The 20,371-nt window shown below is 70.3% G+C and carries 20 protein-coding genes; 10 read left to right on the top strand and 10 right to left on the bottom strand.

Going from position 1 to position 20,371, the window contains the following annotated elements; all coding sequences use genetic code 11:
* Positions 1-43 precede the first annotated feature (43 nt).
* Positions 44-946, top strand: a complete 903-nt coding sequence (locus tag CBQ26_RS04400) for a bifunctional 5,10-methylenetetrahydrofolate dehydrogenase/5,10-methenyltetrahydrofolate cyclohydrolase (protein ID WP_088247344.1) — start codon at positions 44-46, stop codon at positions 944-946.
* A gap of 26 nt (positions 947-972) precedes the next feature.
* The gene (locus CBQ26_RS04395; protein WP_229844242.1) at positions 973-2,037 is read left to right on the top strand and encodes a glycosyltransferase family 4 protein; all 1,065 of its coding nucleotides are present in this window, start codon (positions 973-975) and stop codon (positions 2,035-2,037) included.
* 38 nt (positions 2,038-2,075) lie between these two features.
* On the opposite strand, the gene CBQ26_RS04390 is transcribed toward CBQ26_RS04395, so the two are convergent.
* Together CBQ26_RS04390 and CBQ26_RS04385 are read right to left on the bottom strand one after the other, a co-directional pair.
* Positions 2,076-3,104, bottom strand: coding sequence for a homoserine O-acetyltransferase family protein (locus tag CBQ26_RS04390; RefSeq protein ID WP_373297184.1), 1,029 nt, complete (start codon positions 3,102-3,104; stop codon positions 2,076-2,078).
* The gene (locus CBQ26_RS04385; RefSeq protein WP_088247342.1) at positions 3,101-4,438 is read right to left on the bottom strand and encodes an O-acetylhomoserine aminocarboxypropyltransferase/cysteine synthase family protein; all 1,338 of its coding nucleotides are present in this window, start codon (positions 4,436-4,438) and stop codon (positions 3,101-3,103) included. The genes CBQ26_RS04390 and CBQ26_RS04385 overlap by 4 nt, the downstream gene beginning before the upstream one ends.
* Before the next feature lie 515 nt (positions 4,439-4,953).
* On the opposite strand from CBQ26_RS04385, the gene CBQ26_RS04380 reads away from it, so the two are divergent.
* A complete protein-coding gene (locus CBQ26_RS04380) occupies positions 4,954-6,990 on the top strand; it encodes a zinc metalloprotease (protein ID WP_088247893.1) in 2,037 nt (678 codons plus the stop codon).
* A 104-nt stretch (positions 6,991-7,094) separates the two neighbouring features.
* Positions 7,095-7,736 carry a hypothetical protein gene (locus CBQ26_RS04375; protein WP_088247341.1) on the top strand — a complete coding sequence of 214 codons (642 nt, stop codon included), beginning with the start codon at positions 7,095-7,097 and terminating at the stop codon, positions 7,734-7,736.
* Positions 7,737-7,743: 7 nt separating this feature from the next.
* Here the strand turns inward: CBQ26_RS04375 and CBQ26_RS04370 are convergent, their stop codons facing one another.
* From CBQ26_RS04370 to CBQ26_RS04360, 3 genes are all read right to left on the bottom strand, one after another.
* Positions 7,744-8,130: a Fur family transcriptional regulator gene (locus CBQ26_RS04370; protein ID WP_088247340.1), complete on the bottom strand. Its 387-nt coding sequence runs from the start codon at positions 8,128-8,130 to the stop codon at positions 7,744-7,746.
* A gap of 88 nt (positions 8,131-8,218) precedes the next feature.
* Positions 8,219-8,866 (bottom strand): hypothetical protein, encoded by a 648-nt coding sequence (locus tag CBQ26_RS04365; RefSeq protein WP_088247339.1) that lies wholly within the window; start codon positions 8,864-8,866, stop codon positions 8,219-8,221.
* Complete coding sequence (locus tag CBQ26_RS04360) at positions 8,866-9,660, bottom strand: phage holin family protein (protein ID WP_088247338.1); 795 nt, start codon at positions 9,658-9,660, stop codon at positions 8,866-8,868. Before CBQ26_RS04360 ends, CBQ26_RS04365 begins: the two co-directional genes overlap by 1 nt.
* Positions 9,661-9,720: 60 nt before the next feature.
* Between CBQ26_RS04360 and CBQ26_RS04355 the strand changes: the two genes are divergently transcribed.
* The 3 genes from CBQ26_RS04355 (at position 9,721) to crtI (ending at position 13,202) form a co-directional block, all read left to right on the top strand.
* Positions 9,721-10,422: a class I SAM-dependent methyltransferase gene (locus tag CBQ26_RS04355; RefSeq protein WP_088247337.1), complete on the top strand. Its 702-nt coding sequence runs from the start codon at positions 9,721-9,723 to the stop codon at positions 10,420-10,422.
* Positions 10,423-10,549: 127 nt separating this feature from the next.
* Entirely contained in the window at positions 10,550-11,383 is an 834-nt protein-coding gene (locus CBQ26_RS04350) for a phytoene/squalene synthase family protein (protein ID WP_088247892.1), read from the top strand.
* 94 nt (positions 11,384-11,477) lie between these two features.
* Complete coding sequence (gene crtI / locus CBQ26_RS04345) at positions 11,478-13,202, top strand: phytoene desaturase family protein (RefSeq protein WP_088247336.1); 1,725 nt, start codon at positions 11,478-11,480, stop codon at positions 13,200-13,202.
* Positions 13,203-13,403: 201 nt separating this feature from the next.
* Here the strand turns inward: crtI and CBQ26_RS04340 are convergent, their stop codons facing one another.
* The 3 genes from CBQ26_RS04340 to CBQ26_RS04330 form a co-directional block, all read right to left on the bottom strand.
* Positions 13,404-14,219 carry a M12 family metallopeptidase gene (locus tag CBQ26_RS04340; protein ID WP_088247335.1) on the bottom strand — a complete coding sequence of 272 codons (816 nt, stop codon included), beginning with the start codon at positions 14,217-14,219 and terminating at the stop codon, positions 13,404-13,406.
* A 95-nt stretch (positions 14,220-14,314) separates the two neighbouring features.
* Entirely contained in the window at positions 14,315-15,142 is an 828-nt protein-coding gene (locus tag CBQ26_RS04335) for an alpha/beta hydrolase (protein ID WP_088247334.1), read from the bottom strand.
* A gap of 49 nt (positions 15,143-15,191) precedes the next feature.
* The gene (locus CBQ26_RS04330) at positions 15,192-16,130 is read right to left on the bottom strand and encodes an ABC transporter substrate-binding protein (protein ID WP_088247333.1); all 939 of its coding nucleotides are present in this window, start codon (positions 16,128-16,130) and stop codon (positions 15,192-15,194) included.
* A 174-nt stretch (positions 16,131-16,304) separates the two neighbouring features.
* On the opposite strand from CBQ26_RS04330, the gene CBQ26_RS04325 reads away from it, so the two are divergent.
* Both CBQ26_RS04325 and CBQ26_RS04320 read left to right on the top strand, forming a co-directional pair.
* Complete coding sequence (locus CBQ26_RS04325) at positions 16,305-16,742, top strand: OsmC family protein (RefSeq protein WP_088247332.1); 438 nt, start codon at positions 16,305-16,307, stop codon at positions 16,740-16,742.
* 105 nt (positions 16,743-16,847) lie between these two features.
* On the top strand, positions 16,848-17,441 hold the full coding sequence (locus CBQ26_RS04320; protein ID WP_088247331.1) for a P-loop nucleotide/nucleoside kinase family protein: 594 nt from the start codon (positions 16,848-16,850) through the stop codon (positions 17,439-17,441).
* A gap of 216 nt (positions 17,442-17,657) precedes the next feature.
* On the opposite strand, the gene CBQ26_RS04315 is transcribed toward CBQ26_RS04320, so the two are convergent.
* Positions 17,658-18,299, bottom strand: coding sequence for a hypothetical protein (locus CBQ26_RS04315; RefSeq protein ID WP_088247330.1), 642 nt, complete (start codon positions 18,297-18,299; stop codon positions 17,658-17,660).
* A 319-nt stretch (positions 18,300-18,618) separates the two neighbouring features.
* Here CBQ26_RS04315 and CBQ26_RS04310 point away from each other — a divergent pair, with 319 nt between their 5' ends.
* Complete coding sequence (locus tag CBQ26_RS04310) at positions 18,619-20,034, top strand: WGR domain-containing protein (RefSeq protein WP_088247329.1); 1,416 nt, start codon at positions 18,619-18,621, stop codon at positions 20,032-20,034.
* A 52-nt stretch (positions 20,035-20,086) separates the two neighbouring features.
* Here the strand turns inward: CBQ26_RS04310 and CBQ26_RS04305 are convergent, their stop codons facing one another.
* Positions 20,087-20,350, bottom strand: coding sequence for an acylphosphatase (locus CBQ26_RS04305; RefSeq protein ID WP_088247328.1), 264 nt, complete (start codon positions 20,348-20,350; stop codon positions 20,087-20,089).
* Positions 20,351-20,371: the final 21 nt, after the last annotated feature.

Raw genomic sequence — 20,371 nt, 5'->3', positions numbered from 1 at the left:
CCGCCCCCGACCACCCCCACTCCCCACCCAGACTGGACCCCACATGACCACACCGGACCCCACCCCCAGCGACACGGCCCCCACCGACACGGCCCTCCCCGGCGGCCCCCTGACCGGCAAGGCCCTGGCCGACCAGGTCACGCGCGGCGTGAAAGCCGACCTGCGCGCCTGGAATTTCCGCCCGCACCTAGTCAGCGTGCTCGCCAGCGGCGACCCGGCCTCCCGCGTGTACGTGGACAGCAAGGCCCGCCGCGCCGAACGTCTCGGCGTGCAGTTCACCGCCCACGACCTGGGCGCCACCCTGACCGACGCCGCCCTGCACGCCGCCCTCGACGACCTCTCCGCCGACCCCGACGTGCACGGCATCATGCTCGAACTGCCGCTCGCCCCTGGCCTGGACGCCGACGCCGCCCTGCTGCGACTCGCGCCCCGCAAGGACGTCGAGGGCCTCAGCCCCGCCAACCTCGCCCTGATCGCCGCCGGCCGCGAAACCGAGGCGCTGCTGCCCCCCACCCCACGGTCCATCCGCTTCCTGCTGCGCGCCGCCCTCGGCGACGACCTGCGCGGCCTGAACATCGCCGTGATCGGCCCCGGACGCACCGTCGGCCGCCCCCTGACCTTCATGCTGAACAACCGCGGCGCGACCGTCACCCTCTGCAACGAACACACCCGCGACCTGCCGCGCGTCCTGGCCCCCATGGACGCCGTCGTGATCGCTGTGGGCCGCGCCGGACTGCTCCGCCCGGACCACGTTCAACCCCACCATGTCGTCATCGACGCCGGCATCAACGTCCACCCTGGCGGCGTGATCGGCGACGCCACCCCGGACCTGCCCGTCCGCGCGCAGACGCCCGTCCCCGGCGGGGTCGGCCCGCTCACCAGCGCCCTGATGTACCAGAACCTCGTGCGCGCCGTGAAACTCCAGCGCGGCGAACCCGTCGAGTGACGCCGCCCTCACACCGGGTGGCCTTCGTGACCGACGCGCCGCGCGTGGCTGGCAGCGAGGTCTGGCTGCTGGACGTGCTGCCCCTGCTGCCCGCGCACGGCCTGCACCCCACGGTCTTCCTGCCGCGCGGCGAGGCGCTGGAGGAACTGGCCCGCCGCTTCAGTCAGGCCGGGGTGCCCGTCCGGCGGTATGACGACCTGAAAGCCATCACGCCAGACCTGAACAGCTTCGAGCTGCGGGTCATGCAGGCCTGGGATCCCGGTACGTACCGCGCGCTGGACGCCCTGCACGCCCCGCGCGTGACCGTGGTGCACGATCAGCTGGACTACCACTACCCGGCCGGACTGAAGGGCTGGTACCGGCTGGTGTACCGCGCGACCAAACTGGGCGGGTTGCGCCGCGCCGACTCGGTCGTGACCGTCTCCCGGTGGGGGCAGGCCTTCCTGCACGGCACCATGGGCCTGCCGCGCGTGGGCGGCCTGACGAACGGCGTGAACCCGGACCGTTACCGCCCCGCCCCACCCGCCGAGCGCAACGCCCTGCGCGCCCGCCTGGGGTTCAGTGGGTTCACGGTCCTCGTGCCCGGCCGGTTCGCACCGGAAAAGAACCAGCTGGCCGCCGTCCGGGCAGCCCGGTACGCGCCGGACCTGAACTTCGTGTTCGCGGGTGACATGGATTCCGGCGTGGGAAGCGCCGCCCGCACCCTGACCCGCGTGTTGCGCCTGCGAAACGTGACCTTCCTGGGCCGCCGCTGGGACCTGCCGGACCTGTACCGCGCCGCCGACGCCCTCCTGCAACCCACCCTGGCCGAGAACCAGTCACTGGTCACGCTGGAAGCCATGGCGTCGGGACTGCCGGTCGTAACCACGCCCATTCCCGCGCAGGCAGAACTGATCCGCGACGGCGTGGACGGCCTGCTGGTCCCGCCCGCCCCGCACCTGCTGGCGCGCGCCCTGCGGGCCATGGCAGCGCACCCCGACCGCACCGCGCAGCTGGCAGCACAGGCCCGCCAGCGTGTCCTGGAGCGGCATACGCTGACCGGCACGGCGGCGCAGGCGGCGGCGCTGCTGCGCGCCTGCCTCCCGGACTGACCAGGTCTGACGGGCCGGAGTCACCGGCCCGGTCCCCTTCAGCCTTTCAGGAAGGCGCTGACCAGGGTGGGCAGGGGGCCGGGGTCCATCAGGAAGGCGTCGTGGCCGTGAATGGAGTCCAGTTCGCGGTACTGGGCGCGGGGCAGCAGGGCGGCGCCGGCCTGAACCTCGGTGGGGGGGTACAGGACGTCGCTGCTGATTCCGACGACCAGGGTGGGGGTCTGGACGGCGCGCAGTTCGTGGTCGGTGGGCTGGAAGGCGTCCATGGCGCCGGTCAGGGCGACGTAGCTGCGTTCGCAGAAGCGGGCGTGGAGTTTCTCGCCGTGGTGGTGCAGGTAGGAGGTGATGGCGGGCACGCCCTGACGCTGCCCGGTCTGGGTGGCGGCGAAGCTGTCGGGGCTGCGGTACGAGAGCATGGCGATCTGCCGGGCGACTTTCAGCCCTTCCCCGCCGGGCGCGGCGCGGATGGCGCTGCGGGCGGCGGTGTTCAGGCCGATGGCCCACGGGGAGTGCCGGGCGGGAGCGCCGATGATCACGGCCTTCTCGACGAGGTCCGGGCATTCGAGCAGCCAGGCGTAGGCGAGCATGCCGCCCATGCTGGCGCCCACGATCCGGACGCGCCTGACGCCCAGGTGCTCGAGCAGGGCGCGGCCTGCGCGGGCCATGTCGCGCAGGGTCAGGGGGGCGTCCTGACCGCCCAGGGTGGGCAGGTCGGCGGGGCCGCTGCTGCCGGCGCAGCCGCCCAGGACGTTCGCGCAGATCACGTAGTCGCGTTCAGGGTCCAGGGGTCGGCCGGCGCCCAGCAGGTCCGGCCACCACTCGTGTACGGCGCTCGTGCCGGTCAGGGCGTGCAGGACCAGCGTGGCGGTGGGTTGCGGGGTCCCGTAGGTGTGGTAGGCGAGGCGGACGTCGTTGACGGGCAGGCCGCAGTCGAGCAGCAGCGGCGCCGCGCGGAACACCCGCGCGACCTGCAGGCGGGGGCGTTCCCCGGCCTGACATCGTCCGGGCGTGTCGTCCGGGGCGGTCAGCGGGGTGGTGGGGGTGGTGGGGTGCGTCAGGGCGGTCACGCGCCCTCTCCGGTCACGTCACCGGCCTCGACGAGCGCGGCGGCCAGCGCCTGCGCGAAGTCGTCGCGGATGTCGTCGATGTGTTCGATGCCCACGGACACGCGCACCAGTCCGGGCGTGACTCCGGCGGCGCGCTGCGCGGCTTCCTCCAGCTGGCTGTGGGTGGTGCTGGCCGGGTGGATGACCAGCGTGCGGGTGTCGCCCACGTTCGCCACGTGCTGCGCCAGGGCGACCGAACGGATGAACGCCTCGCCCGCCGCGCGCCCACCGCGCAGCTCGAAGGTCAGGACGGCGCCCGCCCCGCGCGGCAGGTAGTGCTGGGCGCGGTCGTAGTGCGGGTGGTTGCTCAGGCCGGGGTACGTGACGCGCGCCACGTCCGGGTGCACTGCCAGCCAGGAGGCCAGCGCCAGGGCGTTGTCGGCGTGGCGTTCGGCGCGTAGGCTCAGGGTTTCCAGGCCCTGCAGGAACTGCCACGCCTGCTGCGGCGCCAGCGTGGGGCCCAGGTCGCGCAGGCCCTCGGTGCGGGCGCGGATGATGAACGCGACGTTCGGCAGGCCCAGCGGGTTGCCCGCGCCGAAGGTCTCCCAGAAGTTCAGGCCGTGGTAGCTGGGGCTGGGTTCGGTCATCAGCGGGTAGCGGCCGTTCCCCCAGTCGAAGGTGCCGCCATCCACGATCACGCCGCCGATGCCGTTGCCGTGCCCGCCGATCCACTTGCTCGCGGAGTGCAGCACCACGTCCGCGCCGTGCCGCAGCGGCTGGCAGTAGTACCCGCCGGCGCCGAAGGTGTTGTCCACGATCACCGCGACGCCCTGCGCGTGCGCGGCGGCCGCGATCGCCTCGAAATCCGGGACGTTCAGGGCCGGGTTCCCGATGGTTTCCAGGTACACGGCGCGGGTGCGGTCGTCGATCAGGGCCGTGAGCTCCTCGGGGCGTTCCTCGCGGCTGGTGAAACGCACCTCTATGCCGAGGCGTTTCAGGGTCACGCGGAACTGGTTGACGGTCCCCCCGTACAGGTTCGGGCTGGACACGATGTTGTCGCCCGCCTGCGCGACGTTCGTGATCGCCAGGAACTGCGCGGCGTGCCCACTGGCGACCGCCAGCGCGCCCACGCCGCCCTCCAGCGCCGCCACGCGGTCCTCGAACACGGCGTTCGTGGGGTTCATGATCCGGCTGTAGATGTTCCCGAACTGCCGCAGCCCGAACAGGTCGGCGGCGTGCTCCGGGGACTGGAACACGTAACTGTTCGTGGGGTAGATGGGCGTCTGCTGCGCGCCCGTGGTGGGGTCGGGCTTCTGGCCGGCGTGAACCTGCAACGTCTCGAATCTGTGCGCCATGACTGCGCCTCCTCGGTGGGGACCGTGGGACGCCGCCTGGAATGACAGCGCCCCTGCTCGTGGGGATCGAGAAGGGGCGCTGATGGGTATCAACCGCGTGACCTTCCCTCTTGGTCCCTCCCGGCGGTCATCGTTGACCCGCGGCGGGTGGGCTGGCCTTGGCACCGTGACGCGATGAGGTCCGGTTGCCGCGCCGTCGACGAGCCAGTTCTCTCGGGCGCTCTGAAGTGGGTCGCTCCACGCAGGAGCTGTCCGGCAGCCTAGCGTCCCGCCCCGCCCCCGGTCAAGGGCGCCGCCGGTTGCCTTGCGGGTGGACGGCGGGCGGCAGATCAGCTTGAACAGGCCGGCAATTCTCATAGAATGCCTGTCGATTCACCCTGCCGACACGGGCCGCTCATGGAATTCCATGCGGCGCCTGCCGTCCGTTGTTCGCCGCAGGCCCCGCGGACGGTGCGGGAGGCCTGCATCTTCCTCACCGCTCGGGTCGAATGCCCGCCGTCACGTTCAGGAGTTCCATGAAACATACCGCTGTCGCTGCCGCCCTCCTCAGTGTCTCCCTGCTGGCCGGTTGCCGCCAGAGTCCCGCCACGCCCGCGACGGGTACGCAGACCGATTTCGGTGTCCTGCAGACCCTCAAGCCTGGCGTGAACGACACCATCAACACCAAACTGAAGGTCAACGTGGTGTTCGTGGGCTACCGTCAGACCCCGCCCGGTCAGGTGCCCACCGCGCGGCAGGTCAGCACCCAGGACTTCCGGGAGATGCTGCCCGCGCGGTACGACGCCGTGAACCGCATCCCCAGCGCGTACGGCCGCACCGAGAAGACCGGCACGTCCTTCGAGTTCGATTACAACTACGTGTTCGCCGATCAAGCCTTCGAGGACGACTTCTTCAAGTTCGCGGCCGCTGCGGGCACCAAGGAAAAGCTGACGCCGCAGGAGAACTACTTCAACTGCCAGGGCGCTCCTGGTTGCGAAACCCCGGCCGGGAACATCACGCGCGCCATCGACCCCAACAACAACATCGTGATCGACGCGCTGCAGACCGAGAACTGGCTGGCCGACAACGGCGCGCGCGTGGGCGTGAAGAACGGCGAGTACACCGTCTACCTGATCAACTGGTACGACCGGCCGGACTTCAAGTTCCACAGTTACGCCCGCCTGGACGCCAAGGACACCGACACCGACACCGAGTTCGGCAAACTCCCCAACCGCCGCCTGAGCGCCTGGGGCGGCAGCACCCGCGACGGCAAGGCCGCGCAGCGCGTGTGGTTCTACGACCTGTCCGCCAACCCGGACCCCTGGACCGCCGCCTACGACGTGACCAACCCCGACGTAGACGGCGACGAGGTGGCCGACTACCGCATGCCGCCCATCTGGGAGTACGGCACCCGCAAGGCGAACATCGGATACGGCCGCAAGGTCAGCCCGGACCTGGCCCGCGTGACCCGCTACGTGGCGATCAACCTGCTGTTCACGCCCAGCCCCATCTACCGCGCCGCGCTGACCCCCCCGCAGATGCCCGACGAGATCGAGATGGACCTGCACGTCGAGCAGGGCGCGGGCGCACCCGACCCGGCGACCGTCCTCAAGCCCCAGCTTCTGCAGGAGCGCGTGCAGCCCCTCCAGCCGTTCGCGAAGTTCAAGACCACCCTCAAGACCACGGCGCTGGACGGTTCGTTCGCGGACGCCTACAAGTGCTTCTTCGCGACCAGCTTCGAGGACATCTGCACCTTCGACTACGCCGACATCTTCGGTGAGCCGCTGTTCCAGACCTCGGTCAAGGAACTGCGCGAGGCGTACAGGACCACCAAACCCGGCACGTACCGCCTGCCCGCCTACCTGTTCAACGACGGCAGCAACAGCCAGGGCGGCCTGCTGGGCATCGCGTACGACGACGGCGAGACCGGCACGCAGAGCTTCGTGTACTCCTTCCTGACCCCAGGCCTGAAGAAGTTCGGGTACGGCTTCACCGACACCACCGTCCACGAGATCGGCCACCACCTGAGCCTCTCTCACCCACACGACGGCTACGACAGCGAGCAGGACGTCTCGTACGGCCCCAGCGGCGAGTTCGCGTTCGTGAACCTGGGCGACCAGAGCGCCTCGATCATGTCGTACAACGATCTGTCGCGCACCTTCGGGCAGTTCAACCTGGACAGCCAGTACCGCTACCTGACCGCCGCGTACCTGAACAACGCCAACGCCGCGCTGGAAAGCGTGCGCCGCGCGCAGAAGGCCAGCGCCCTGGGCAGCGCCGCCCGCAACGCCGACACGCTGTTCACGCAGGCCAGGACCAAGTACGACGCGCTGGACTACCTGGGCGCCGCCAAACTGGCCCACGAGGGCTACCGCGCCGTGATCGACGCGGCCAACGCGGCCGGCGTGAAGGTCGAGGCATACAAGTGGTTCGAGAACCTGAACGGACTGGAGAACCTGAGCCTCAAGCCGCAAGCCAAGGCCCGTTACAGCCCCACCTTCCGCCCCCAGCCGGGCCTCGTGATCTTCCCCGAGGAAACCGCCTACCAGCGCAAACTGCGCCTGATGAAGTGACCCCGGCGGGATAATCCCCGACGCCCTGAACGGCGGCCACCCCCCCAGGCGGAGGGTGGCCGCCGTTCAGGGTCGGGTCAGGCGCCGGTGGGTACAGTGCGGGTATGGCCCGCCTCCTGCCCGGTTTCTCCGCTGCCCGTTCCGTGACCGCCACACTGCTGAGCCTGAGCCTGGGCGCCGGGAGTGCCGGGGCGACCACGCCACCCCGCACGCCGCTCGAGCCGGGGCTGGTCACACCTGGGGTGCCGCAGGCGGGGCCGCGCCCGCTGCCGCCGACCGGTTCGCTGACCGGTTCGCTGACCGACGTGAAGCCGACCACCGGGCTGCTGACGACCGTCTCAGGCCTGCGGAACCTGATCCGCGCGGGCACGCTGCGCCCGGACGCCGCGGCGCGCGCCGAGCTAGGCGAGGTGCTGCTGAAGCTGCGGGACGCGCAGACGCTGGGACCGCAGCTGAGCGCGCAACTCCAGGCGGAACTGCTGGCGACCCTGACCCCCGCGCAGGGGCAGTCGCTGCGGGCGCACCTGCGGGCGCGGGAAGTCCAGGTGCAGGGGCTGCTGGCCCGGACGCGGATCGCGGCGCCCGACGGACCAGTCAGTCCGGCGCGGCAGGCCCTGAACCTGCTCACGCCGGGCGGCGCAGCGGTGGTGTCGGCGCTCGTCCAGACTCCCGACCTGAATCCCTACCGCGCGGAGGGCGTGAACCGGGAACTCCTGCGGACGCTGCTGGCCCTGCTGGAACGCTGAGCGCCGCTCAGGTGCGGGCGGCGCAGTCCGGGCACTGGCCGTACAGCGTGACCTCGTGCGTGCGGACGATGAACCCGCCGGGGTAGACGGTGCCGCTGGGCAGCGCCACCGGGCAGGTGTGCAGCGTGAACACGCGGCCGCAGTCCTGGCAGGAGAAGTGGTGGTGGTGGCCCTGGCCGCTGGCCTCGTAGCGGGTCTCGCCGTCGAGGGTGACGGGGTGGATGCGGCCCTGGTCGGTCAGGAGTTTCAGGGTGCGGTAGACGGTGGCGACGCCCAGGCCCGGCAGATCGCCGCGGGCGCGGTCGAGCACGTCGCTGACGGCCAGTGGGCCTTCCGCGTCGTGCAGGATGCGGGAGATCACGTCGCGCTGGCGGGTGCTGCGGGTGGCGGTCATGGGTGCAGGCTAGCATTCCTGATCGGGGCGTATCAAAAAGCAGCCCACCTTTGACGGGTGGGCTGCGGCGGATTACCGGGGTGGGGGTTCAGCGGCGGTTGGGGTTGCCCATCTCGTCCGGCGCGATGGGGCTGCCCACGGCCTTGGCTTCCACGTGGCTGGCCGGGGCGGGTTTCATGCCGGGGTGCGCGGGTGCCGGGGCGGGCGGGACGCTGCCCTCGGCGGGGGCCTGCTGCGCGTAGCTCTGGGCGGGCGTGGCGGGCGTCTTGATGAAGCTGACGGTTCCGCCGGTCGCCTGGGGCCGGGCGGCCGGGGTGTGGGTGGGCTGCGGGGCCGCGCGGGTCGCCCCGGCGGGCTGGCCGGATTTCTCCAGCAGGTTGTCGGCGAGCTGTTCCAGGCGTGGGGTGACCACGCGGTCCATGACGGTCTTCACGGCCAGCGTACCCAGCGTGGCGACGAGCGCGCCCCCCACGCCACCCTTACCGGACTTCTGCGCCTTGATCAGGGCCTTCTGGTGCTTGGCGGGGCTGGCGGCGTCCACGTAGATCTTGCGGCTGCGCCTGAACTGGCGGCCCACGACCATGCCGATCACGGCGCCCACGGCGGACGCGCCGCCCAGCATCTTCAGGGGGTCCTTCTGGAGGTTGACCTGCAGGCTGGCCTGCTGGGTCAGGGCGTCCACGCTGTTCTTGAGGCGTTCGCGGGCTTCCTCGCGTTCCGTCAGGTACTCGGCCATCAGGACTGTCCTCCTTTTTTCATGTCGTCGCGGAAGGTGGGCGCGGTGCTGACGGGAATGCCGGGGGCGTCCTTCAGCACGACGGGTTCCTGCAGGTTGGGGTCGTGGGCGTGGTGCTCGTCGCCGCGGTGGCCCTTGCCGACTTCGCTGCCGTCGATCTGTTTGTTCAAGCCGCTGCCGTAGTGGGCGGGTTCGCCGCCGGGTTTGCTCTCGTACACGGGCACGGTGGTCTCGCCGCCCTCGATGCGGACGGTGGCGGTGCCGCCGCCCTCGCGGGTCACGCGGTTCTCGCCGGCGGCGTACTGGCCGGCGTCACGGCCGATCTCGACGCGGGGACCGCTGGGGTTGTGGGCGTCGCGTTCGGTGTTGCTGCCCGTGGCAGGGCGGGCGCCGGCGCTGCCCACGGGCCGGGTGTCGGCGTGGTCGGCGTGGTCGCGCAGGTCGTCGGAGCGGCGGTGGCGGGGTTCGTCCATGGGGACCTCCGCGCCCAATTTCTGGATGCCGATGAAGATCAGGGCGGCCGTGACGACGAAGCTGAGGATGGCGATCAGGAGCGCGGCGGCCCAGGCGCCCAGGCCCAGGCGCATCAGGCCGTAGAACACGGCCAGGATGACGAACACCAGACCCAGGATCAGCGGGCCGGTCGCGGCGAGCAGCAGCACCGCGCCGATGCCCTTGGCCTTGGCGATCTGGCCGGCCTTGCGGGCGACGGCGTTGATCTCGGATTTCACGAGGGTCAGGCCGGCGTCGAAGACGTCCACCAGCGCTCCTCCCATACTCTTGCGTTCTTCCATGCGTTCCTCCGGGGACCCTCACGAAACCGTGAACGGCGGGTCTGAATGTCCACCAGCATAATGAACCCTGTGCCGCCTTCTGCCCAGAGCCAAGAAAACCTGAATTCCGCGCCGGCCCTGAGTGCCGCGCAGCGGAGCAATCTCCTGCCCCTGACGGCCGCCGGGTACGCGTGGTGGCGGGAGCGTTCGCTGCGGGCGCTGGGCACGGCGTTCACGCTGGAACGCGAGGCGGCGCTGTTCCGGGCGCTGTGCCGCCCGCAGGCCGGTCAGGACTGGCTGGACGTGGGCACCAGCGCCGGCTTCTACGCAGGCGTGCTGGCCCGCGCGGACTGCCGGGTGCTGGCGGTGGACCTGAGCGCCCCGATGCTGCGGGTGGGGGCGCGGCGCGAACCCGACGCCCGGATCGACTGGGCGCAGCTGAACATGGAACGCAGCGACCTGCCGGACGCCTCGTTCGACGGGGTGACGGTCGGCGCGACACTGAACGAGACGCGCGACCCGGCGGCGCTGCTGCGCGAGTGCGCGCGGGTGCTGAGGCCCGGCGGTCAGCTGTGGCTGATGTACCTGCGCCGCACCGGGGGGCCGCTGCAATCGCTGTTCGGGCGGCCGGCGGCGGGCGGCCTGAACTTCCCGGACCCGGCGTGGGTGGCGCGGCAGCTGCCGGGGCTGGGCCGCACGGACGGTCTGGGCGTGGGGGCGGTGCAGTTCGAGCGTTACGTGCGGGACGGGCGCCCTGACGACCGCACGCGGGAAACTCTGTAAGAATGCGTGACGTTTCCCCTCTACGCGCCCCCTACACTCGGTGGAAAGGAACCCAACCGTGACTGACGTGACCTTCCCTCCCCCATCCAAGAGCGCCCTGACGCAGGCCGTGGCGCACTGCCAGGACATGACGCGGGAGCACAGCAAGACCTTCTACCTGGGTTCGCGGTTCTTCCCGGCGCAGCAGCGTCAGGCCGTGTGGGCCGTGTACGCCGCCTGCCGCGACGGGGACGACATCGTCGACGAACGCAGCGGCGACGAGGCCCGCGCCGGCCTGGACGACTGGTGGGCGCGCACGCAGGCGGCCTTCGCGGGGCGGCCCGGCCCGCATCCCATCGACACGGCCCTGGCGTGGGCGGCGGGCACCTACCCGATTCCGCTGTCGGCGTTCGCGGAGCTGCACGAGGGCCTGCGCATGGATCTCGCCGGGCACGAGTACCGCACCATGGATGACCTGATCCTGTACTGCCGGCGCGTGGCGGGCGTGGTGGGATTCATGATCGCGCCGGTCAGCGGGTACAGCGGCGGCGACCGCACCCTGCACGCCGCGCTGATGCTGGGGCAGGCGATGCAGCTGACGAACATCCTGCGGGACGTGGGCGAGGACCTGCGCCGTGGGCGCGTGTACCTGCCGCAGACGCTGTTGACCGAGTACGGCGTGACCCGCTGCGACCTGGAACGCGGGGTGGTCACGCCGGAGTACCGCGCGCTGATGGAGCACCTGTCGGACCTGGCGCGCGACTGGTACGTGCAGGGCCGCGCCGGGATTCCGTGCCTGCACGGCAGCGCGCGGCTGGCCGTGGCAACCGCCGCACGCGCCTACGAGGGCATCCTGGACGACCTGGCCCGCAACGACTTCGATAATTTCGGTCGGCGGGCGCACGTCAGCGGCACCCGCAAGCTGATGATGCTGCCGCAGGCGTGGTGGGAACTGCGGTCCGCGCCCACCCCGGCCGGCTGAGGCGGGGCGACGCCCCCCCGACCGGCCCCCTTGCCTGCTCCCTCCCTTCTGATCCTTTCCTGTTCACGCCGCCCTGCGCGGCGGAGGTTCCCGCATGACTGCTTCCGTTCCCCCCGTGTCCGCCACCACTTCCGCTTCCAGACGCAAGACTGCCCTGATCATCGGTTCCGGCATCGGCGGCCTGAGCCTCGGCATCCGCCTGCAGTCGCTGGGCTTCGACACGACCATCCTGGAACGGCTGGACAAGGCGGGCGGGCGCGCGTACCAGAAACGCACCGAGGACGGGTACGTGTTCGACATGGGGCCGACCGTGATCACGGTGCCGCACTTCATCGAGGAACTGTTCGCGCTGGAACGCAACGCCGGGATGCTGGCCGGGGCGGACTACCCCCCGGCGGTGCTGGCCCCGGACGCCCGCGTGCGCGAGGGCGAGAGCGGCGGCCCGCGCACCCGCGAGTACGTAAAGCTCGTGCCGATCCTGCCGTTCTATCGCATCTACTTCGACGACGGCACCTTCTTCGACTACGACGGCGACCCGGTCAGCACCCGCCGTCAGATCAGCGAACTGGCGCCCGAGGACCTCGCCGGGTACGAACGCTTCCATGAGGACGCCCGCGCCATCTTCGAGCGCGGCTTCCTGGAACTGGGGTACACGCACTTCGGGGACGTGGCGACCATGCTGAAGGTCGTGCCGGACCTGATGCGCCTGGACGCCGTGCGGACCCTGTTCAGTTTCACCGGCAAGTACTTCACGAACCCCAAGATGCAGCAGGTGTTCTCGTTCGAGACGCTGCTGGTGGGCGGCAACCCCCTGAGCGTGCCGGCCATCTACGCCATGATCCACTTCGTGGAGAAGACCTGGGGTATCCACTACGCCATGGGCGGCACGGGCGCGCTCGTGCAGGGCTTCGTGCGCAAGTTCGAGGAACTCGGCGGGCGCATCGAGTACGGGCAGGGCGTGCAGGAGATCCTGGTCACGGACGACCGGGGCCGCCCGGTCCGGCACCCGCTGGGGCGGCGCGTGGCGCGCGGCGTGCGGCTGGAGAGCGGGCAGGAGCGCCATGCGGACATCGTGGTCAGCAACGGCGACTGGGCGAACACGTACCTCAAGCGCCTGCCGGCCGCCGCCCGCCTCGTGAACAGCGACGTGCGCGTGAAGGCGGCCCGCCAGAGCATGAGCCTGCTCGTCATCTACTTCGGGTTCCGCAAGACCGACACGGACCTGAAGCTGCGCCACCACAACATCATCCTGGGGCCGCGCTACCAGGAACTGCTGACCGAGATCTTCGGGAAGAAGGTGCTGGGCCGCGACTTCAGCCAGTACCTGCACGTCCCCACCCTGACCGACCCCAGCCTCGCGCCCGAGGGGCACCACGCGGCGTACACGCTGGTGCCGGTGCCGCACAACGCCAGCGGCCTGGACTGGGCGGTGGAAGGCCCGAAACTGGTCGAGCGGGTCTACGACTTCCTGGAGGAACGCGGGTACATCCCGGACCTGCGCGCCCGCCTGACGCACAGCGAGTTCATCACGCCCGATTACTTCGAAGGGACGCTGGACAGCTACCTGGGCAACGCCTTCGGCCCCGAGCCGACACTGATCCAGAGTGCGTTCTTCCGCCCGCACAACCGCAGCGAGGACGTGGGCAACCTCTACATGGTCGGCGCGGGCGCGCAGCCCGGCGGCGGGACGCCCAGCGTCATGATGAGCGCCAAGATGACCGCCCGCCTGATCGCCGAGGACTTCGGGATTCACCCCAGCATCCGTGACGGCGTGCCTGCCACGCAGGACACTGCCACCACAGAGAGTGCCGCCGACTGATACGGACTCCGATTGAATGGGCTGCAAAGCCTGTTCAATCCGAGCGGATGCGAGAAGGAGAAAAGCGGGTTCCGGACGTGGAGCCGGCAATCCGGCGAAGTTCCGGGTTGTCGGCGAAACAAACGGCAGTCCGCATGAATCCAATCCACAGCAGAGGGGCCGCCACCTGAACCAGTGTGGCGGCCCCTCCTCCTCTGCTGCTCAGCGGGGGTACATGGCGTTGACGGTGCTCTTATCGGTCGTCGAGAAGCCGTTGCGCTGGCCCATGCGGTTCAGGTCCACGCTGGAGTTCAGGGGCTGGATGGCGATCTTGCCGTCGAAGAAGGCGGGGTAGTGCATGATCGAGTCGAAGTCGTACGCGCCGTAGCCGGCGCTGCCGCTGCGGATCTGGTACTGGCTCTGCCAGTCGGCGGGGATGTTCGCCCAGACGATCTGCACGTGCTGGTCGCGGTCGGGGCGGGTCTGCTCGTGGAACAGGCCCATGGCGTGCCCGAACTCGTGGATGATCGTGCCGGTCGTGCAGCGGTCGGCCAGGGTGATGGTCTGCTTGCCGCCCACCATGCCCAGGCTGGACGCGCAGCTGGTGCCGGTGTTGTACGTGATTTCCACGTAGTTGCGCTGCGTGGTGCTGGTGCGGGGCGTGACGATGACGTTCGTGGTCGAGCGGATGGTGGAGGCGGCGGCGGCCACGCGGTCGCGGATGGCCTGCGGGACGTTCGCGGCGAAGGTGTAGGGGATGGTGCGGCCGGTCCAGCGGGTGCGGGTGTCCACGACGTAGGTGCCCTGCGGGGTGACGCTGCCCAGCTCGGCGAGGATGATGTCGTCCTCGAGCATCAGGTAGCCGTCCTGCTCGAAGCCCGTGACCTGCTGGCGGGTGCCGTCCGGGAGGATCAGCGTGGCGGGCCGGGTGTTCGGGGCCGTGCGGGCCGACGGGCCGTCCTGCTGCGGGGAGGGCTGGGACGTGGAGCAGGCGGCGAGCAGCAGGGACAGCAGCAGAACAGGTGTGACTTTACGCATGGCAGGTCACCTCGGTTGTGGGATGCCCAGAGATTAGAGGAAACTGAGAGCCCTGTCCAGTCGCCCGGTCAGCTGGCGCGGGCCGGCAGGGCCGTTCAGGCGGTATGCGCCCGCAGCCAGTCCACGATCCGCGCCCGCACACGCTCTCGCGGCTCGTCGTTCAGCAGTTCGTGGTATCCGCCCTCCTCGACGTGCAGCTCGCGGTCACCCGAGGCGATGGCCTGCATGAAGCGCTGGCTGCCGCGCGGGTCGGTCAGGCGGTCGGCGGTGCCGTGCACGACCAGGGTAGGCAGCGTCCAGCGGGCGTACAGCGGCCACAGCGACGCGCTGAGCGACAGCATGCTCGCGCCGGTCAGGGCCGGGACCTTCCCGTGGTACATGCGGGGGTCAGCCTCGTACGCGGCGACCTCCTCGGGGAGGCGCGACAGGCCGCCGGTGCCCAGGTCGGTGGTGGGCAGGCCCGGCGCGAGGCGCGCGATGACCGGGGCGAGCCGTTTCACGAGGGCAGGCTCGTTCTCGCCGACCAGCAGGGCCGGACTGGACAGGATCACGCCGCTGATCCCGCGCGGGTCGCGGGCGGCGCTGGCGGCCGTGACCAGCCCGCCCATGGAGTGCCCCAGCAGGAACAGCGGGTGGGGGTCGGCGCGCAGGGCCTCGCGGGCCGCGAAGTGATCCTGCACCAGTTCGCGGACGTCCACCACGGCCCGCGCGCCCCCGGACGCGCCGTGTCCGCGCTGGTCGGCGGCGTACACCGTGAAGCCCTGCGCGACCAGCGTGGGAATCAGGGCGTGGTAGCGGTCCACGTACCGCCCGGCGTACTCCCCGAAGCCGTGCGTGAGCAGCACGTTCCCGCGCGGGGTCTGCGCGCGCCACACGTAACCTCTTCCGGGAGCGCCGGGCACCGTCCAGTCCTGACTCTGCATGGCCCGAGTGTAGGGCAAGCGGGCGGGGGCGGTCAGCGCTGCATCCAGATCAGCGCAGCGCCCGGACCAGTTCCCGCTCGACGAGTTGCGCGGCGATCGGGCCGCGGATGCGGCGGAACAGGTGGTAGTCGAAGAAGTACACCTGTCCGGCCTGACTGGCGCGCAGGCGGCTGGTGATCGCCCCGGCGTTCCACTCGGCGCGGGCGCGGGTGGGGGTGCTGGTCCCGGCGGCCAGGACGATCACGGCGTCCGGGTTGATGGCGGCCAGTCCTTCCACGCTGATCACGGCGTCCTTCTTCTCGCCGTCGATGACGTTCAGGCCGGCGTCGCGCAGCAGGCCACCGGTCCAGTCGTCGCTGCCGCTGATCGTGAAGGTGTTGCGGGCGTCGCCGCCGGTCGTCCAGACGACCAGCACGCGCTTCTTGCCGAAGGCGGCCAGTTGCGTGCGGGTGGCCTGCACACCCATGTTGTAGGTGTTCAGGGCGGTGCGGTACGCGGCCTCGCGGTTCAGGGCGCGGGCCAGGGTGGGCAGCGTCTTCTGCCACGCATTGCGGTCGATGCCGTCGAGCAGCAGCGTGGGCGCGATGCGGCTGAGCTGCGGGTACACGTTCGCGGCGTACGTCTCGCCGACGATCAGGTCCGGGCGCAGGGAGGTCAGGATTTCGAGGTTCGGGTTGAAGCGGTCGCCGACGTTCACGGGCGCACTGGTCACGCGGCTGCCCAGGTACTTGATGTCGCGGATGGGCGAACCGAAGGCGGGCGTTTTCAGGAACGTGGAGGCCTCGCCGTAGCCGACGGGCTGCACGCCGATGGACAGCAGCAGGTCCAGCGCGTGCGGCCCGAGGGCGACGACCCGCAGCGGCTGCCGGGGGATGGTGGTCGTGCCGGCGGCGTGCGTGACGGTCTGGGGGTAGGTGGCGGCGCTGGCAGTCAGGGCGGCGCTGCCCAGGACAGCGGTCAGGGTCAGGAGGGTGCTTCGTTTCGGCATGGGTGTCCTTGTGCGCCGGGGTCCGTGAGGAACCGCCGCGCTGGTGTGGGGGATTGTGCCAGACTTAATCCCGAGTTGCAAGGTCAAGATTCATCCTGGGGGTCAGGCAAGCATGAAGTTCCGCTCAAGCGCCCCCGTGCCGACCCCACCACCTGACCGCGCAGACTGGAGCGCATGGCAGACATCGCACGCAAGGCAACGGCCCACTGGGAAGGCGACCTCAAGCACGGCAAGGGCACCGTGAGCACCGAGAGCGGCGTGCTGGACGGCGCGCAGTACTCGTTCGGCACCCGCTTCGAGAACGGCAAGGGCACCAACCCCGAAGAACTCCTGGCCAGCGCGCACGCCGGGTGCTTCACCATGCAGCTGTCCGCACTCCTCGCCAACCACGGCCACACGGTCGAGTCCCTGGACACCCAGGCCACCTGCGAGATGGTCAAGGACGGCGCAGGCTTCAAGGTCAGCGCCATGAAACTCGTGGTGCGCGGCAAGGTCACGGGCAGCGACCAGACCGACTTCGAGGAGCACGTCCGGCAGGCCGCCGACATGTGCCCCATGAGTCAGGTCATGAAAGGCAACGTCGAGATCACCCACGAAGCCATCCTGGAGTAAGGTTCCGGGTTCTGCGGCGCCCCCGACCACCAGGGGCGCCGTTTTCTGTCTCGGCAGGCCAATGGGCGCATGTACGCCCGGCCCGCATGTGGCAGGCTGGCGCGCATGAGTCATCTGTTCTATCTGGTCGGCGCGCCCGGCAGCGGCAAACGCACGGTCGGCAAAGAATTGTCGGCCCTGACGGGCGCGGCGCTGCTGGACAACCATCTGTTCAACGATCCGGTGTTCACGGCGTTCGGCGTGGACGGCGTGAGCCCGGTGCCGCCGGAACTGTTCGATCTGGCCGAGGAAGTGCGGCAGGTGGGCCTCCGGGCGCTGCGGCTATCCCCGCCTGCGCGGTCGCACATCCTGACGAACTACCTGAGCCGCGTGGAGGAAGGCGAGGAGGTCGTGGCCGAGTTGCGCGCGCTGGCGCGCGAGCGGGGCGCGGCGTTCGTGCCGGTGTGGCTGACGTGCCCACTGCCGGAACTGGAGGCGCGGATGGATCAACCGGAGCGGCGGGAGCGCCTGAAATTACGTGATCCGCTGATCCTGCGCGGCCTGATGGAACGCGGCGGCGTGATGGACGCCCCGGCGGACGCGCTGGTGCTGGATACCTCGTGCCTGGACCCGCAGGAGGCGGCGCGGCGGATCGTGGCGTTCGCCGGGGCGGTCAGTGGGTCTACCCGGCCCGTTGCAGAACGGGCAGGTGAAGGGTGACGCGCGTCAGGCGCCACCGGAACTGCCAGCGGGCCGGTCGGGCGGCTCTCAGGGTACGGGCCAGTCCGTCGGCCTGAGCCTCGCGGAGCAGCTGGGCTTGACGGTCGAGGGCGTGCTGGTGGCGTTCGTGGAACATGGTGGAACCTCGCTTGGGGTATGAGGGGGTGTCCCGCCGGCTGCCGGGGCGGTCGGGGGTGACGGTGGGGCGGGCGGTGATCAGGTCAGGTGGAGCTGGCCCTTGAAGGTCAGGAGGACGAAGGTGCTCGTGCGCGTGTCTTCGGTCTCTCCCGGTTCGTCGGTGTTCAGGCGGTCGAGGATGTCGTTGATGGCGTCCTGTGCGGCGCGGTACTGCTGCGGCCTGAGTTGCACGGTGCGCATCCGCATGGCGGGCGCAAAAACCCCGGTGTCGGTGCGGGTGTCGGGCGCGCCGCGGCCCAGGTGGATGGTGAGGTCGTCCCCGCTGCCGGGGTGGCCCTGACGGGTCTGCCAGTCGAGGATGGCGTGGGCGTAGGCAGCGGTGATCTCGCGCATGGCGGGGCCGATGACGGTCAGGGGTTCGTCGAGCTGGACCAGGGTGCGCGGGACGTGGAAGGTGCGGGCGGCCGCGACGTACTGCACGCGTTTGCCGTGGTGCCCGGCGACGCGCAGCAGGCCGCAGTCGCGCAGCTTGCAGACGTGGTAGGTGACGCGGTTGGCGGGCTCGTTCAGGGCGTAGGCGGCGCTGCTGGCGGTGGTGGGGGTCAGGAACTGTTCGAGGAGGCGTGCGCCGTACGTGAAGTCCATCAGGGCGTCGGCCTGGGCGGGGGTCGTGACGTGCAGGGCCTCGGGTGGGTGTCGGGTGTCGGGTGTGGCGGGCATGGCCTCATTCTGCGAACTTCAATTTTCAGTTGAAAGCCGGGATTCTGAAAATCGCCCAGGGTCGCGTCAGGCTTCCCTGTTCAACCGTGGACATGCGCCTCATACGGATTCCGTTCGTTTCGCCAACAATCCGGAACTTCACCGGATCGCCGGCTCCACGTCCGGAACCCGTTTCTCTCCTTCTCTGCGGAGCACCTCTACGAGTCGCATCCGCTCCGATTGAACGGGCTTTACAGGCCATTCAATCGGAGTCCGTATCAGTTGGGGCTCAGCTCGGATTCGCTTGCCTGCCCATCGAGAGGTCAGTTACAATAGAATTATGTCTGTAACATATCTGGAGTATTCAGATCCGAACGGAGCTGAGCACAAGTTCTACGAGGTGACCGTGGACGGCGCCGACCTGACCGTCCGCTACGGCCGCATCGGCACCGACGGCCAGACGCAACGCAAGACCTTCCCCAGCCCCGAGAAGGCCCAGGCGGAAGCCGACAAGAAACTGAAGGAAAAACGCCGCAAGGGCTACGAGGACGCCGTGCAGGGCGTGCGCCAGAAACGCGAGGTCGTGCGCCGCACCTTCACCGAGACCCGCCCCACCACCCGCCGGGGCGCGCCGCTGCTGTGGAAGTTCAGCACGAAAGCCACCGCGTTCGGCATCTTCGCGGACGACGATCAGGTCTGGGTGGGCAACGAGGCCGGGCAGGTGCACGCCCTGAGCCCGGACGGCGAGGTGCAGCGCTCGTTCACCCTGCCCGACGGCGTGAAATGCCTCGTGCGCGACGACCGCTGGACCTTCGCCGGCTGCGACGACGGGAACGTGTACGACCTGAGCGGCAAACTGCCCTTCGTGGCGTACGAGGTCGAGGGCAGCTCGGCGCTGCTGTGGCTGGACATCCACGCGGGCACCCTGGCCGCCAGCGACTGGAACGGCAACGTGTTCGCCTTCGACGCCGAGAGCGACCAGCAGTGGGCGAACGTCGCCACCGGCGGCAAGATGGGCTGGATGGTCCGCGTGGACGACGGGGGCGTGTACTACGGGCACTCGACCGGCGTGGGCATGTACGACCGCACCAGCGGCCTCCCGCTGTGGCAGGCAAAGACGCGCGGCGGCGTGCTGTTCGGCTGGCAGGACGGCCAGGACCTGTACGCGGGTACCACCCAGAACCTGATCCAGCGCTTCACGAAGGCGGGCGAGCACGCGCAGGACTACGCCTGCGACGCCGCCGTGCTGTCCTGCGCCACCAGCCCCGGCGGCGAGTACGTGTTCGCCGGGGACAGCGGCAGCGCCGTGTACTGCTTCACCCGCACGGGCGAGCGCCTGTGGAAACTGGGCAGCGGGGTGGGCGGCGCGCTGAGCATGCAGTACGCGGGCGGGCGGCTGTACCTCGTGACCAGCAGCGGCATTCTGGCCGCCCTGGACGCCAGCCCCGAGGCGATCCAGGCCGCGCAGCGTGGCGAGGCCCCCGCCCCCCGCGACGTGAAACTCGCCGCGGCCGCGCAGGCCAGTGCGCCCCTGACGCAGCTGGCCGTCACTGCCGACAGCGGCCAGGGCGTGCGGCTGGTCTGCGAGCGTGACGGCACCCGCCTGCGCGTGCGCCCCACCACCCCCGGCTACCACGCGTGGAACGTGCAGTTCCCCCGCAACCTCCGCCAGGCGGGCGCCACGTACCTCGTGGACGACCTCGTGGACGCCGGGGGCTTCTACCGCGTGGTGGGCGACATCCGCCGCGTGGGCTGAGCAGGGGCGCAGGACGTGCGGGGTGGGCCGGTGGGCGCCTCACCCCGCACGTTCAGTACACGTGGAAGTCGTTCAGGCCGGTGCGTTCGCTGTAGCTGGTCTGCACGTCGCTGACTTGGGCGTGCGGCGGGCCGAGGCGCAGCCAGTGCAGCAGGCGGTCCAGTTCGGGCCGGGCGCCCTCGGCGACGATCTCGACGCGGCCGTCGCTGAGGTTCTCGGCGTACCCGGCGAGCTTCAGGTCGCGGGCGTGGCGCTGCACGTAGCGTCGGTAGCCGACGCCCTGCACGGTGCCGGTGATGAGGGCGGTCAGGCGCATGCGGTCATGGTAACGGGTCGG

Origin of the sequence: Deinococcus indicus (assembly GCF_002198095.1) — a bacterium.
Taxonomy (GTDB): domain Bacteria; phylum Deinococcota; class Deinococci; order Deinococcales; family Deinococcaceae; genus Deinococcus; species Deinococcus caeni.
This window is presented reverse-complemented; position numbering and strand designations above follow the sequence as displayed.